Genomic DNA, 15,983 nt, shown 5'->3' on the forward strand with positions numbered 1-15,983 from the left:
GTACGACAGCATGCTGTCTAGCCTATTCGGATCTTGTCATTGGATGTTCAAGATCCACATGGCCCATCAGACTCTCGGACTGCTGACCGTCCACCAGTAAGTCAAGTGATTTAACTTCATCAAACTGGAAGAATGTTTGTTTCAGAGCATCCAGCGCATAGGATTCTCCACCTGCACCAAGACGTGCCGTATCTGGCATATGAATATCCAGCGTAAGGGCTCCATCTTTGAACTGTACAGATTTCAATTCAATTTCTTTAGCCCACAGTGGAACCAGTTTAGCATCTTTGCTCTGTTGCAGTGATTCAAAAGCAGCCTTATATTTGGCATCATCAGATGCGTATGAAATCTCTGCCGAAGCTTTGTGCAACTCCAGTTCTTCTTCATCCGTATAGAATACAGTGATCGTTTTCTTTTCATTACCCTCGGAAGTTGCTGGCGTCTCCGTAGACGTTTCGCTTGGCGGAGTAGTTGTAGTCGTTCCCTCCGAGCTGCCTTCCGTGGATTCTGTAGGTGTTGTGTTCTCTTCAGGTTCAGCAGTTACCGGTTCGGTAATTGTTTCGCCTTCAACCTCGGTTACATTGGTCTCAGTTCCTGCGCCTTGCGTCTGATTCGGAGCAGCTGTTGGCTTGCTTCCACATCCAGCAGCAACTGCCATAACCGTTACCAGCAAGGCTGCAATCCATATTTTCTTATTCATTCTAACTCCGCCTCCTCAACATAAGGGCTTGTCCCTTATTTAATTCCCAGATACTCCTTGATTCCTGCAACAATGCCTTTGGCAACACTGTTCTGAAAACTCTCAGTGAACAGAGCTGCTTCGTCGCTCTTATTGCTAAGGAATCCACCTTCCAGCAATACTGCTGGCATTGTCGTTTCACGGGTTACATGGAGACTTGCCGTTTTCACTCCACGATCTTTCAGTCCGGAAGACTGCAAAAGATACTTGTGCATCACTGTAGCAAGTGCTTTGCTGTTGGAGCGTGTATAGAATGTCTCTACACCGTTCGCAGCAGCAGGGCCACTGTTAGCATGAATGGAGATGAAAATATCCGCTTTTATGTCTTGTGCAATCTTCACACGTTCTTTCAACGCCAAAAATGTATCATCGCTGCGCGTTAACACAACGTCAATTTTGGATTCTTTTTTCAACAAGGCTTCCACTTTCAGAGCCATTGCCAAATTGAAGTCTTTTTCACGTTTGCCTGTTACACCGATTGCCCCAGGATCCTGATCTCCATGACCTGCATCGATAACGACAACTTTTTTGCCATTATCACCAACTGGAGGAGCAGGTGTACCACTTTGATTGTCCAGGTTAATCATGATCAGTCCGGAGTCATTTTGCACGCTGTACCCTTTTGAACTGGACAGATCGATAACAAAACGAAGTGTAGACGGACTGTTGCTGTATAACGAGTAACGAATCTTAGACACATCCGGGTAACCGCTAACGACGAGTTGTCCATTCTGGTTGCTGTCTAGAGCCTGTCCTTCACTGAATGAATCAGCAAATGCGGTATTCGGCAAGTCTATTACGATTCGATCCGGTCCTGTCATCGTGAAGACGTTCGGCTTCGTACTTCCGCTAGTTGCAATTATGAAGCGGTTGTCGCTGAAGCTGATGCCGTTCACCAGTACAAGACCTTCCTGATCCGATCCTCCGCCTTCATTGCCAGAGTTCGGAGGTGTGGTTGTCCCGTTTCCGGAACCTGAATTCTGGGTAACTAATGTTACCGTCTTCGTGGTATTGTTCCAACCCACCTTAAGACCCATTTCCTCACCAATAAATCGGAGAGGCACGAGTGTAGTACCATTTTTCACGAGTGGCGGGGCATCCAGGTTTACGTTACTGCCGTTCACCGTTGCCGTCTTCTGTCCAACAATCATCTGCATGGCAGTGTTGTCTTTGCTGATAGTCACCGTTTGCGTTTGCTGCTTCCACTCCACGCTATACCCAAGATTTTCGGACACAACCCGGATCGGAACCATCACCTTGCTGTTGATAATTTCCGCCTTCGTGTCCGATGGCTGTACGATTTCTTTTCCGTCTAGGATAATTTTCGTGTCTGTTGCTGCATGACTATAGCCCGGGAAAACGAGCCCAAAGACAAATAACAGTACCAAAAAACCGAACTTCTTCATCCTTCACCCCTACCATTCTCATATTTTTTTGCCGCATGTTGTCATTTTCCAACTCCGACTGACCGCTTGGGCATTACCAGACACCTATTAGACGCCCCTCGCTCTCAAAAGTTGCGAATATATTCCAACATAACAGAAAAAAACGTTGTCAGATCAAGCTTTTTTTACATTTTAATGTCTGTTTCTTTCCTTATTTATCAAATATACATCTCTAAACAACGTACTACCCTAACCTTCATATTTGCGCACAATCTACTTTACAGTCCCAAAAATTCAACAATTCCGTCTACAATCGCCTGTGCACATTTGTCCTGGTATTCTTCGGTGAGCATAACTGCTTCATCCGTTGGGTTGCTTAAAAAACCAAGTTCAAGTAACACAGCAGGCATGGTTGTTTCCCGGGTCACATGCAGACTCGCCGTTTTAACACCACGATCCTTGAGTCCTGTTACCGGCAATACATATTTGTGAAGAGTGTCAGCCAAAGTCTTGCTTTCTTTGCGACTGTATAGCGTCTCAATGCCGTTTGGTACGGGTGTGGTGAATTTATTCCCATGAATGGACACAAAAACATCAGCCTGATTCAATTCAGCAATATCTACACGCTGTTTAAGTGAAAGCTCTGTATCATCCTGGCGTGTAATGACCGTCTGAATATCTTGGTATTGTTGAAGGATTGCCTGAACCTTCAGCCCTACAGCCAGATTGAAATCTTTCTCATAAGCTCCTGACAAACTCACTGCCCCAGATTGACGACCACCATGTCCCGGATCAATGACCACAATCGTTTTGCCATCATTCGTAGGTACTGCTGGTTGGCTTGTAGGTTTTCCACTCGTGGCTGTCAGGTCAACGAGTAAGACATTGTTATCTCCAACTGACCATTTGGCTGTGGCCGTCTGAGTCAGGTCCAAAACGACACGTACGGTGGAAGGTGTTTTGCTGAACATGGCATACCGAACTTTGGACACGAGGGATGAATCCGTAACGAGAATTTGTCCACTGCCGTCCGGATTAGAGGCTTGTCCCTGAATGAAATCCTGAGAAAATGTCGCCGCAGGCAGATCAACAATAATGCGATCTGGCCCACCAAGACTGGATACTTTGGGGCTAATATTACCGTTTGTCGCTACAATCAAACGATCTCCGCTGAAGCTGATGCCTTGAAGTTCTGTCAGACCGTCCGGGACCGGCGTCTCGACGGGGTCACTGTCACTTTCCGTACCAACTACTGGAGGAATACTAAATAGGCTTACTGTCTTGGTTCCATTGTCCCAACCCACACGCAGACCCATGCCTTCCCCGACAAAGCGTAAAGGAACAAGCGTCGTTCCTTGTTTGATCAGTGGGGGCGAATCCAGATTCACCACGGTTCCATTCACTGTAGCTGCATCCTTGCCAGCCGTCATTTGAATCGTGCTGTTTCCTTTTTGAACCTGGACTGACTTGGTTGCCTTCTCCCACTTCACCTCATATCCCAGGTTCTCGGATACAATTCGAATCGGAACCATGACCGTCTTTCAGATATTTTCTGCAGGTGCTCCCGTCTGCTGATTAATGGTTACACCGTCGAGCACAATCGAGGGAGTGGTGTCTGCGTGGGCCATGACTGGAAATAAACATAGGAACAGAAGAAAAACGACTGCTGCCGACCATTTTTTCATACCTCATCCACCATTCTTTTTGTCTTTTGAACATCCGACCTGATTCTCTACAGCGTAACATCAATGACGCTATGTAACCTTCCATAATCTACTAATCAGTTTATCAGATATTGCCCCTTCATCCGGTTACAACGTTGTCATATTCAGTCGGAAATAAGATAAAAAAAGAAGATCACATTCAAGCATAAGATCACTATTTACATGAATGTATATCAATATCGTTTCAAGGATGTCATATATTGACGATATTACCTCTATTAATGTAACTTTAAAGTATACATATACTGGCACAGGAATTGCTGCAAAAAAAGTGATTTATTAGACAAAACAAACGACTAGGAGGGAAATGAATGCTCACTCTATATAAGAAAGAATCAGATAGCAAGATACTTTATGCGGAATACTGGATTGAAGAAGGACAGGTTGTGGAACACATCGGTACAGTTGGAACTTATGGCACAACGACTAGAACAGACTTGCCCGGTTCGTATCGTGATGAGGCCGAATACAAAAGTGATTTTCTAACGCGCTTCACAGATCAGGGCTATGAGGAAGCGGCTAATCAGTACGGTTACGTATTGCTTATCCAATATCCCATGAAGAGTATGGCAGGAAGTAAACGTGATCTGTGGCTCAAGGATAAGGCTAGTGAGGCACTGATCAGTGAGCTGGGCTGGAAAGGGCTGGGCGTTGTCGATGGGCACGATATGGGCAAGACAGCAAATCCGGTCACGGCGTTCGCATTGAATATATACTGTTATGTTGTGGATGAAAAACTCGGGATTCAAGCGATTAAGCGTGTGCTTAAAGAGACGCGACTAGACTACACCCGAACCAAAATTGCATCCAGAGAACTGGAGAATGACGGGGAGTACGTGTTGAAGTACTCGGCCAAGAAGGATCAGGAGTTCTACGTATAGATGACTCATTAATATAAATTACCTTCTGAAATTACAAAAAGCTTCTGTCTCACCCATAGGAACAAGATTCCTTTGGGGAGGCAGAAGCTTTTTACTTGTCTGATACTTTAACGATTAACCGAACAGTTTTGCCGCGTGGCGCTGTTCATACGCAGCGATCTCATCATCATGTTGAAGGGTCAGACCGATATCGTCCAGTCCTTGCAATAGGAATTGACGACGATGCTCATCCAGATCAAAATCGATATGCAGTCCGTATGCATCAGTAATCGTTTTGTTTTCCAGATTCACATTCATCTCATAGCCTTCATGTGTCGCTGTACGTTGGAACAGGTCTTCAACTTGCTCTTCTGACAGCTTGATTGGCAAGATTCCGTTCTTAAAGCAGTTATTATAGAAGATGTCCGCATAAGATGGAGCGATGACACAACGGAATCCGTAATCCATAATCGCCCATGGCGCATGCTCACGGGAAGATCCACAGCCAAAGTTGGCACGCGAGATCAGGATGGATGCCCCTTCGTAACGAGGTTTGTTCATTTCAAAAGAAGGAATGTTGTTGCCCTCTTCATCGAAACGCCATTCATAGAACAAAAATTGCCCAAATCCGGTACGTTCAATCCGTTTCAAAAACTGTTTCGGAATGATTGCATCTGTATCTACATTGACCCGGTCTACCGGTGCAACGATGCCTTGTAATGTTTTGAATTCTTCCATATTAAACGTTCTCCCTTCTGTCTGTTATAAATTAGATCGCTGCTTCCGTTTTGAAATTCCAGTCCCGTACATCCACAAAGTGACCCTTAACCGCTGCTGCTGCTGCCATTGCCGGAGATACCAGATGCGTACGTCCTCCGCGTCCTTGGCGTCCTTCAAAGTTACGATTGGACGTTGAAGCACAACGTTGTCCTGGCTTCAATACATCCGGGTTCATCGCCAGACACATGCTGCATCCCGCATCACGCCATTCAAATCCTGCTTCCGTAAAGATTTTATCCAAACCTTCTTGTTCTGCTTGGATTTTAACTCGTCCTGAACCTGGTACAACAATTGCTGTAACCTGACTGGATACCGTGTGACCTTTAGCCACTTGTGCTGCTGCACGCAGATCTTCGATCCGTCCATTGGTGCAAGAACCGATAAATACATAGTCAATTGGAATCTCGGCAATTGGTGTTCCCGGTTCAAGTCCCATATATTCAAGCGCTTTTTCAGCCGCTTTACGTTCATTTTCAGTAGGCAGTTCAGCCGGAACAGGAACTTTCGAAGAAATGTCGGTTCCCATACCTGGGCTTGTTCCCCAAGTTACTTGCGGAATCAATGTTTCCACATCGATTTCAACTACATGGTCGAACTCCGCACCTTCATCTGTTACAAGTTGTTTCCAACCTGCTACAGCTTCATCGAACTTGGCATCTGCTGGTACATACTCACGTCCACGCAGATATTCGAATGTTGTCTCATCCGGCGCGATCAATCCTGCTCTTGCTCCACCTTCGATGGACATGTTGCAGACCGTCATACGCTCTTCCATGCTCAACTCACGGATGGATTCGCCTGTGTACTCAATAACATAACCTGTTGCAAAGTCTGTACCGTATTTGGCGATGACTGCGAGGATCATATCCTTCGCGGTTACACCCGGGTTACGTTTACCGACAAAACGAACTTCCATCGTTTTGGCTTTCGCTTGTTGCAAACATTGGGTTGCCATAACGTGCTCAACTTCACTGGTTCCGATTCCGAATGCCAGTGCGCCAAACGCACCGTGTGTGGACGTATGACTGTCACCACATACAATCGTTTTGCCCGGGTGAGTCAGACCCAGTTCAGGTCCCATAACGTGAACAACGCCTTGATCAATCGTATCCAGATCATACAATTTCACGCCGAAATCACGGCAGTTTTGCGAAAGTGTATCAATTTGTTGTTTGGAGATTGGATCTGTAATGTTGAAACGGTCTTTCGTTGGAACGTTGTGGTCCATTGTTGCAAATGTCAGCTCAGGGCGACGAACTTTACGTCCACTCAGACGAAGTCCTTCAAATGCCTGCGGAGAAGTTACTTCATGCACCAGATGCAGATCGATATACAGAATGCTTGGTTTGCCTTCTTCTTGATGAATTACGTGATTTTCCCAAATTTTCTCAAACATCGTTTTTTTACTCATCATTTTCACCTCATCATAAGTTCGGTCCTTGGAAGAGCCTCGTGTTTTCCTCTAAAAAGTGAAGCTCTTGAATGACATAAATATATCACCCTGTCCTTCATTGTTCCAAGATATAATATCTATAGATGTAATAGGTTTAACCTATAATGAGGGAAAGACAAATAAACCACTGCTCATAGCAGAGGTTTTAATTGATAACAATTATCATTATCATATAAGTCTTATACTACGTTCCCGCCTCTTCGCTGTCAATGCTTTTTATCTAGAACAAGAAAAAACAGCCCTGAATCCAGGGCTGTTTTCCTACTTTCTTATGAGATGAACATTACCATTCAACGCCTTCTTATGACAGTGCTTGTCCTACTAGTGTATTACAAGCCGTTATTCGCGATCACATTTTTGTACCAATAGAAACTTTGCTTGCGTTTTCTCTCCAGTGTTCCATTGCCGTCATTATCCTGATCCACATAAATAAAGCCATACCTTTTCTCCATCTCTGAAGAAGAATAACTAATCAGATCAATCACGCCCCAACTGGTATAGCCCAGCAGTTCAACACCGTCCAGAATCGCTTCATGCATCTGTTCAATGTGAGAACGGAAATAAGCAATACGATAATCATCCTGAATGCTACCATCAGCTTCAATCCTGTCTACCGCTCCAATCCCATTTTCAACGATAAACAAGGGCACCTCATAACGGCTGTACAGTTCATTCAGTGAGATGCGTAGACCTACCGGGTCAATCTGCCACCCCCAATCATTCGTTTGCAGGTACGGATTCTTCACTCCCCCAGTTGTATTGCCACTCACCTGTTCCAATCGGTCGCCATCCACACTCGATACCAAAGACATATAATAACTGAATGAGATAAAGTCCACAGTGTGTACTTTCAGAATCTCTTCATCCCCCTCAAGCATATCCAGGTTAATCCCTTTTTCCGCAAAAAATCTCTTCGTAAAGTACGGATACGCTCCACGCACCTGTACATCCGTGAACATAAGATTGAATTGATTATCCCGGGAAGCAACGAGTACGTCTTCTGGATTACATGTATGGGCATACGTCGTCAGTTTGGTAAGCATACATCCGATCTGGGAACCGGGAATGATCTCATGACAGTATTTCACTGCGAGCGCACTTGCTACAAATTGATGATGTAGCCCTTGATATACGGCCTGCTCCACATTCTCAAAACGTTCTGGAACAATACCACCACTGGTAAACGGATGACGAACAATGCTGTCAATTTCATTAAATGTAATCCAATACTTCACTTTATCCTTATAACGGGTGAACACGGTTTTACAAAAGTGGACAAAATAATCGACGACTTTTCGATCTGTCCATCCACCGTGGTGATTCACCAGATACATTGGCATTTCATAATGAGACAACGTTATCAGAGGTTCAATTCCTTGTTTCAGCATGCCATCAATAACGCGGTCATAGAATTGCAAACCGGCTTCATTCGGCTCTGTTTCGTTGCCATTCGGGAAAATTCGAGTCCACGCAATAGATAGACGCAATGTTTTGAGACCCATCTCCCCAAACAGGGCCAGATCCTCCTCATAGCGGTGGTAGAAATCAATGCCTCTGCGTTTCGGATATTCTCTATCCGAGGTAGACTCCATCGCAGTCGTAATCTGTTCTTCATTAATGGCATTATGCTTCTTATACTCACTCTTGGCCACACCTTTTCTATAGATAGCAATGTCGGCTGTTGATAGACCTTTGCCGTCCACATTCCAGGCTCCTTCGGCTTGATTGGCAGCTATTGCCCCTCCCCATAGAAAATCTTCTGGAAACGTTCTTGTTGTATTGGTCATTGTGTATTCCTCCTTGGATTATCTCTTTGACTCTTTCATTCTTGCTTAATTACGACTCATGACTCGATTAATATGAATAATCAAATACATCATTTCCTCATTGGAGATCGTATGTTCAAACCGGGCTTCAATATAATCCTTGATTAGAAGTACGCAGGCTTCTTCCTGCGGGTATTTATTCGCAATCTGTTCAAAGAGCTCATGATCCTGCGTATTTAAGGTTTTATGCTCAAAGAGCCGTTGAATGAAAAACTGCAAATGGGTCAAAAAGCGTGAATAGTTGATGCTGTGTGTATCCAGCTCCACGTGATAGTGAATTTTGATAATATTGAGTACATCCTTGACTGTATTGGTCATCATCATGACCTGATTCATATTGTCATCATTCTGCTGGGCATTAACGAGATGAAAGGCGATATTGGCCGCTTCCTCTTCAGGCAGGGAGTGACCAAGCTGTTTTTGAATGAGAGACAGGCCATGCAACCCGATACTGAACTCCTGGGGATAGAACTTTTTTACTTCCCACAGCATACGGTTCTGGATCGTCATATTGTCCTTGAATCGCTTCATGGCCATATACAGGTGATCCGTTAATGCGACATAGAGATGATCACTCAGATGGCGGGACAATGTATGTTTGGCATGGGAGATGATTTCGTCAGCCAGAATCAGATATTCTTTTGGCGTTTCCTTCATCAGGGCAGTGAGATCGGAAGAGATCGTTTCATTTTCAAGGACATAGATCTTCTCGACCTCATCCTCACTCACGACATCTCCCGGTTTGCTCCTGTAGCCGATGCCCTTTCCCATCACAATAATTTCCTTGTCATCCTCACCACGTCTGGCGAGAACAATGCTCGAATTCAATATTTTTACGACTTCCATATCAGGCTGCCTGCCTTTCATTCATATTTCAGCGGGTTATAACACCGTAATTAATGGTTTCCCCGGTCCCGTCATTGCTACAGATTCATTGCCCAGTACCTCCAGATAGTCCGAGGAATTGGTCACGATTACAGGGGTCGTGGTGTCATAACCTGCGGCTTGTATAGCTTCAAGATCAAATTCGATCAGGAGCTGACCATGGGAGATCTGTTCTCCTTCGTTCACTTTTACATCAAAATGCTGGCCTTTCAGTTTCACCGTATCCAATCCGACATGAATCAGAAGTTCTACCCCTTCTACCGATCTCAGACCGATGGAATGTTTGGTTCGGAACACCGTCTCAACGGTACCATCAAACGGGGCAAACACCTTTCCAGCACTTGGCTGAATCGCCATACCTTGTCCCATGGCCTCTTGTGAGAAGGCTTCGTCCTTCACCTCTCTTAGAGGCAGTACCTTACCTTCCAAAGGAGCAAAAACCACTTTTTTGGATTTCAGTCCTGAAACCGAAGTTTGCGACTGAGAATCCATGGTGATTGGAGAAACTGGCTCACCTGATGGCTTACTCGCATTGGCAGACTCCGGGCTTGCTACTGTATCCTGAAACCCAATCAGAAATACGCCTACAAAGGCAATAACGGAAGAAATCGCAACCGTAATCAGCGCATATAAAATATTGTTGGGATCATCACTGACAAAGATCGGCAATGTGGCAAGACCCGGGCCAACTGCTGTATACGCCTTCAGATTGACAATGCCCGCGAACATACCCGCTGCTCCCGCCCCGATGATACAGGCCAAGAATGTCTTCTTCAGTCGGAGATGTACACCATAGATCGCTGGCTCAGTAATTCCGAACATACCTGAAATCCCGGCAGATAAGGCGATCTGTTTCATTTTTGGGTCTTTCGATTTGAATGCTACGGCGAGCGCTCCTCCCCCTTGTGCCATGTTGGCAGCAAGCATTGAGACGAGGAACAGTGTTTCGTAACCAGGTGAAGCAATTGCTCCAAAGATCACAGGATAAAACACTTTGTGCATCCCAAACATCACGATAAATGGCATTAACATCGACATAATAACGACCGTTACCCAGCCCACTTTATCCTGTATCCAGAAGACACCCTCTGACATTCCCGTACCGATATATGTGCCCAATGGACCAAGTGCAATCAGCGAAACCGGGGCAACAATCAGAATCACAATGAGCGGTTTTAAAAATATTTTTACAGGACCGGGCGATACTTTATCAGCGAAACGTTCGATATATGACATGAACCAAACGGTCAAAATAATTGGGATGACGGAAGTTGCATAAGCAACATTCGGCACGTTCATACCAAGGAAATACACCGGTTCCTCTCCACCCAGAAGACCAATCATGTTGGGATGAAGCATAACCCCTCCCAGTAACACGGCTATATATGGATTGGCCTTAAACTTGTTTGCACTTGAGAAGGCAAGCAGCATGGGCAGGAAATAAAAGCCTGCATCCGCGATCGCATTCAAAAATACGTAAGCCTGATCTTCTTTGGTCATTATGCCGAAGACGGTAGCCAGCAACAGCAGAGCTTTGAGCATTCCAGAGGCTGCAATAGCCGGAATAATCGGTTGGAAGATGCCTGCGATGACATTGGCAAAAGCATTAAACAAACCCTTGGGACTGTAATCCCGTTGAGGCTTAACCTCATCACTGGCAGTGTCCATACTTACTAACGGAGCCAGTTCGTTATATACATAACTTACATCATTACCAATGATGACCTGATATTGCCCGCCACTATCCACAGCTCCTATGACTCCATCTAACCGTTTGATCTCTTCTGTATTGGCAAGCTTTGAATTCTTAAGTGTAAAACGTAATCTTGTTGAACAATGAATTACTTGATTGATGTTATTATTTCCACCTACATGCTCCAAAATTTCCTGAGCCAGCTTTTTGGAATTCATAACGACACCTCCGCCATTTCTTCTTGATGGGAACAAAAAAAGACCTAAAAAGGGTAGGAAAAAGAAACTCTTCCCACCCAATCTAGGTCTTGCCTGCCGAACAGTAACACGCCATCGTTGGATGAATGTTATTCAATTATATGAACGAAAAAGAATATGAATATTTGAAATGTATTCGTACTAAAGCTTGAAGCTGTCACATATGAAAACGTTGATTTTGTTTTACCCGGGTAAGTAGTTCTCTTAAGCGTTTTCAAAATCAGTATATCAACTCTTCTGATACAGTGCAAGCGGTTAAGCGAAATTAATGATTTCTTCATCTGTAGTGATATAATGATGGCATAACGAAAGGAATGACCAATGACAATGGAATTCAGACAACTTCAATATACGCTGCAAATCGCGGCCGAACGAAATTTCTCTCGGGCAGCAGAGAAGCTGCATATTGCCCAGCCTTCATTAAGCCAGCAATTATCCAAATTGGAAAAAGAATTGGGAGTCCTGCTATTTCAGCGTAATACGAGTACCGTGGAGTTAACCCATGCCGGTGTTACGTTTGTCGAGCAAGCCCAAAAGATCGTAGATGCCGTGGAGCTATTGCGTCAGGAGATGTCAGACATCTCCCAGCTGCGCAAAGGTAAAGTCGTTGTGGGCAGCATGCCCATCACAGGCTCACACCTGCTCCCACACGTGCTTCCTGCGTTCCAACAAGCGTATCCCGAGGTTGAAGTCACCTTGTTAGAAGACTCCGGTCTTACGCTTGAGAAATTGACTGCAAGCGGCAAAGCAGATCTCAGTCTGCTATCGCTTCCTTTACAAGAAGCAAGTCTCGCCTACGTTGCCATTGGAGAGGAACGGATTGATCTGGCAGTTCCACCGAATCATCCCCTCGCTCGCAGAGCAGATCCGGAACATTTGCTACCTGTGCGAATTGAAGAACTTCGGGATGAACCCTTTGTTGTATTGAAAAAAGGACAGGGCTTCCGCAAACTTACATTTGATCTCTGTGAGCAGGCTGGCTTCGATCCCCAAGTTGTGTTTGAGAGCACAAATATTGAAACCGTTCAGTCGCTGGTCGCCACTGGTATGGGTATCACACTGGTTCCACGCTTTATCGCCCGTGCCCCACGCAGTGAATTCGTGCCTGTTTACGTCCCGCTTGCTGAGCCGACACCCAGCAGAACACTTGTTGTGGCTTATCGTCAAGGCAGAGTGCTGTCGAAGGCAGCCGAAGCATTCATTCATACGTTTCAACAAACCGTGGCCGAACTGTCTCAAGGAGACTAATGAATTGCGCCTATGGATATGGAGACATATGGTACTGAACCAAAACAAAGGCTTGACCCAAATGGGCCAAGCCTTTGTCATATACTCGTTTCCCGCATCCGCAGGATAGAGTTCTTACATTGCAATCACAGTATCTGGTTACAGTACAATGTTGCTTGTTAAGTCGTTTAGCTTCAATGCTAATTTATAATGTTAACGTAGAAACGTACATAAGAAAACTTCATGTTTGGCGGTTTATTTACGCAAATTACGATCGCTTGTCAGCCTGTTTTGCTGATTCATGACACGGCCTTCATCCTGAACAGTAGAATCAGGGGGTGATAGCCCTCCTGCTCCATTCTCTAAGAATGCCCTTAAGTGATCTTCCCTTGTGTTATCCTGTTCCAGTCTCCTGAGCGTATCTTTCACATGGTTGTCCATTGATTGATCATCTCCTTGGTAACGGGATAGTTATCATTACCCGTGTCCTGGAAGAATAAACACTTTCTCTGCAGAATTTATTTCATTTTTTTTATTTTTCGCCAAAATAAACGCCAGGTCTACGGTCCTCAAACACGGGAATCCGTCCGCGAACCTCATCTACCAGAGATGGACGAATAATTCCGGTCACGATCTCTTCTCCTTCGCCACCTTCAGCCACAATCTCACCCCAAGGATCAATGATGAGGGAATGTCCGAAAAATTCGGTCTCTCCCCCTTTACCTACACGGTTACATGCGATCACATACATCTGATTCTCAATCGCTCGTGCCGTAAGCAACGTACGCCAGTGGTGCAAACGAGGGTTCGGCCATTCGGCCGGTACGATCAATGCCTTGGCACCATTCAAAGCAAGTGTGCGGGCAAGTTCCGGAAACCGGATATCATAACAGATCGAAGCACCCGCTGTAAGACCGTTCTCCAATTCAAAAATTTCAGGTTCCGCACCAGGCTGTAGATATTTCTCTTCATCCATCAGACGGAACAAATGTAATTTATCGTATCGAGTTACCTGTTTTCCTTCACGATTATAAGCGTACATTGTATTGTATATTTGACCATCCCGTTTCTCAGCGATTGAACCGCCAACGATGGAAATTTGATGTTTTTGGGCAAAAGCAGACAGCCACTCCCGGGATTTCTGGCCTTCCGGGTCAGCGAGTTCATGAATTTGCGACAAAGCGTAGCCCGTATTCCACATCTCAGGTAACACCGCCAGCCCCAGATCCGGATATTGTTCTACCGCACGTTCAAGTAACGTCTGCATATGTTTATGATTGGCCTCAGGGTCTCCGAGCTGAATATCGCCCTGAATCAAGGCTACACGCATTTCTCCCTGTTCGTTTTCTGTCATGACAAGCACTCCTCTGAACCGTAATACCTGCTATCATAGCTTGATCCTCCTGAGGACTGCAAGCCTGTTTTCGTTATGAACTTCCACATAACAACTCAGGCAGCAGAGTCAATAATCGATCACTCGTGAGCGCGTCACCCACATTCCAGATCGACTCCTCCACAGGGTACACCCGTCCATTCTGCACAGCCGGAAGGGCCTTCCAACTGGGACTTTTCATCAGGATCTCTGTCGCCTGCCGGGCTACAATTTCCTCAGGCAACATAACAAATACATGATCTCCCGCATACTGACGTACCGCTTCAGCCGAAATTTCCTTATAGGCTCTGCCCGCAGTAAGTGCTTCCTTCACTTTGTTAACTGGCCTGAATCCCATCGGATGATATAACAATGGCGCCAGACCGATATTGCCCATAACAAATAATCGTGCACCCCGATGGTATGTAAATACAGATGCCGTTTCCCCTGCTTCAATCGCCATATGGATCTTCGTCCACATCTGCTCAGTACGATCCCCATAGGAGGTTAGCCATTGTTCAGCCTGAGATTGTCTGCCAAACCAATTGCCCAAACTGCGCACTCGCTCGTCCAACATGGCATGTGAGTTGTAAGCGAGTGTTGGTGCAATACGGGAAAGTTGTTCATATTGCTGTTCGTTGTTGCTATCAAAAATAATCAAATCCGGCTTCATGATAACAGCTGCTTCCACATTAACCGGAGCAACCGCGTCATATGTCTGATCTCCCAATATCTGAACGCCCAACATCAGCAGATCTCCAGCTGAATCTCCGTAATACATAATTCGCTCCGGGTTTACTGGAATATTCACATCATGACCTAACCAATCTTGTACCAACGTCTGTTGCTGAATAGATCTGTCATATTGACGAGGAGACAATCCGGTGATTTGGCGAAAACGCCTGCTGAAATAATACTCATCCTTAAACCCCACGCGGCTCGCTATATCCCGAAGCGGTTCATCCGATTTGCGAAGCCATTCCTTGGCATGTTTAATGCGCACATGATTCACATAATCGAGCGGCTTGTGACCCGTGAGTTGTCTGAACAGGGTCGTATACTGTACAGGTCTGACTTCCGCAAGACGTGCCAGTTTCTGTACAGTGATTTCTTCAGCATAATGGTCGTCTACATACTGAATCGTACTGTATAACCTTGCTTCCATGCTCTGCTCCGTCTTTGGAGAAGTGTATCGGGTAATGATCATCTCCATCCATTTTTGGAACTGTGCATTCAGATGGCTGTATTCAGCATCTGTTTTATAATTCCGAATGACATACATTTGCTCCAGCAGCCCACTTAACGGAGCATAGGGATAACCATTCAATTGGTTTCTCTGTTCAAATACAGGGCGGGTAAAGAGCTCAGGATCACCCGTCAAGACGTGAATAACATCAAATGCCATCATAATATATTTCAATTCCAAGTTATTACGATGTTCAATCTGGTACCCTTCTCCCGGAGATAGCGGATAAACACATCCCGGAGTAAACGGAAACTGTTCATGTCCAATATATAAACGCCCATCCCCTTCTTCACAGATCAGGAACGCATGTTTCTCGCAAGCTACTTCCAGCATAATCTGTTCAGGTGGTTCAATTCGTCGTACCAGATGATCCAGCCGAAACATGAATGCTGAAAAGAACAACGTTCCCCCATCGGCATCCAAAGCCTGCATGTCGGTTCACCTCGTTTTTATAAAATGAGAATAATTATCAATCATTCTGTATGATCTGATTATAAGCGAGCGATTGTTAATAATCCAGATACGAGTTTAATCAG

14 protein-coding genes are annotated in these 15,983 nt (G+C 45.2%); 2 read left to right on the top strand and 12 right to left on the bottom strand.

Going from position 1 to position 15,983, the window contains the following annotated elements:
* Positions 1-22 precede the first annotated feature (22 nt).
* The 4 genes from OM416_RS04365 to OM416_RS04380 all read right to left on the bottom strand — a co-directional run bounded on the left by OM416_RS04365 (position 23) and on the right by OM416_RS04380 (position 3,809).
* Positions 23-700, bottom strand: coding sequence for a GerMN domain-containing protein (locus tag OM416_RS04365; protein ID WP_264927355.1), 678 nt, complete (start codon positions 698-700; stop codon positions 23-25).
* Positions 701-735: 35 nt separating this feature from the next.
* A complete protein-coding gene (locus OM416_RS04370; protein WP_264927357.1) occupies positions 736-2,145 on the bottom strand; it encodes an N-acetylmuramoyl-L-alanine amidase family protein in 1,410 nt (469 codons plus the stop codon).
* Between the two features lie 257 nt (positions 2,146-2,402).
* Entirely contained in the window at positions 2,403-3,656 is a 1,254-nt protein-coding gene (locus OM416_RS04375; RefSeq protein WP_264927359.1) for an N-acetylmuramoyl-L-alanine amidase family protein, read from the bottom strand.
* A 9-nt stretch (positions 3,657-3,665) separates the two neighbouring features.
* Positions 3,666-3,809 carry a hypothetical protein gene (locus OM416_RS04380; RefSeq protein WP_264927361.1) on the bottom strand — a complete coding sequence of 48 codons (144 nt, stop codon included), beginning with the start codon at positions 3,807-3,809 and terminating at the stop codon, positions 3,666-3,668.
* A 350-nt stretch (positions 3,810-4,159) separates the two neighbouring features.
* Here OM416_RS04380 and OM416_RS04385 point away from each other — a divergent pair, with 350 nt between their 5' ends.
* Entirely contained in the window at positions 4,160-4,729 is a 570-nt protein-coding gene (locus OM416_RS04385; RefSeq protein ID WP_264927363.1) for a hypothetical protein, read from the top strand.
* Positions 4,730-4,843: 114 nt separating this feature from the next.
* On the opposite strand, the gene leuD is transcribed toward OM416_RS04385, so the two are convergent.
* From leuD to OM416_RS04410, 5 genes are all read right to left on the bottom strand, one after another.
* Positions 4,844-5,446 (bottom strand): 3-isopropylmalate dehydratase small subunit, encoded by a 603-nt coding sequence (gene leuD, locus OM416_RS04390; protein ID WP_169482515.1) that lies wholly within the window; start codon positions 5,444-5,446, stop codon positions 4,844-4,846.
* Positions 5,447-5,477: 31 nt separating this feature from the next.
* Positions 5,478-6,899 carry a 3-isopropylmalate dehydratase large subunit gene (gene leuC, locus OM416_RS04395; RefSeq protein ID WP_264928807.1) on the bottom strand — a complete coding sequence of 474 codons (1,422 nt, stop codon included), beginning with the start codon at positions 6,897-6,899 and terminating at the stop codon, positions 5,478-5,480.
* A 371-nt stretch (positions 6,900-7,270) separates the two neighbouring features.
* Entirely contained in the window at positions 7,271-8,728 is a 1,458-nt protein-coding gene (locus tag OM416_RS04400; protein ID WP_264927366.1) for a glycoside hydrolase family 1 protein, read from the bottom strand.
* 45 nt (positions 8,729-8,773) lie between these two features.
* On the bottom strand, positions 8,774-9,613 hold the full coding sequence (gene licT, locus OM416_RS04405; RefSeq protein WP_264927368.1) for a BglG family transcription antiterminator LicT: 840 nt from the start codon (positions 9,611-9,613) through the stop codon (positions 8,774-8,776).
* A 36-nt stretch (positions 9,614-9,649) separates the two neighbouring features.
* Complete coding sequence (locus OM416_RS04410; protein ID WP_264927370.1) at positions 9,650-11,563, bottom strand: beta-glucoside-specific PTS transporter subunit IIABC; 1,914 nt, start codon at positions 11,561-11,563, stop codon at positions 9,650-9,652.
* A 366-nt stretch (positions 11,564-11,929) separates the two neighbouring features.
* Here OM416_RS04410 and OM416_RS04415 point away from each other — a divergent pair, with 366 nt between their 5' ends.
* A complete protein-coding gene (locus OM416_RS04415) occupies positions 11,930-12,850 on the top strand; it encodes a LysR family transcriptional regulator (RefSeq protein WP_264927372.1) in 921 nt (306 codons plus the stop codon).
* A gap of 234 nt (positions 12,851-13,084) precedes the next feature.
* Here the strand turns inward: OM416_RS04415 and OM416_RS04420 are convergent, their stop codons facing one another.
* From OM416_RS04420 to OM416_RS04430, 3 genes are all read right to left on the bottom strand, one after another.
* The gene (locus OM416_RS04420) at positions 13,085-13,270 is read right to left on the bottom strand and encodes a hypothetical protein (protein ID WP_017687767.1); all 186 of its coding nucleotides are present in this window, start codon (positions 13,268-13,270) and stop codon (positions 13,085-13,087) included.
* A 91-nt stretch (positions 13,271-13,361) separates the two neighbouring features.
* A complete protein-coding gene (locus OM416_RS04425; RefSeq protein ID WP_264927374.1) occupies positions 13,362-14,183 on the bottom strand; it encodes a carbon-nitrogen family hydrolase in 822 nt (273 codons plus the stop codon).
* Between the two features lie 73 nt (positions 14,184-14,256).
* A complete protein-coding gene (locus OM416_RS04430) occupies positions 14,257-15,879 on the bottom strand; it encodes an AraC family transcriptional regulator (RefSeq protein WP_264927376.1) in 1,623 nt (540 codons plus the stop codon).
* Positions 15,880-15,983: the final 104 nt, after the last annotated feature.

This window comes from Paenibacillus sp. LS1 (genome assembly GCF_026013365.1).
In the GTDB taxonomy this organism is placed as follows: domain Bacteria; phylum Bacillota; class Bacilli; order Paenibacillales; family Paenibacillaceae; genus Paenibacillus.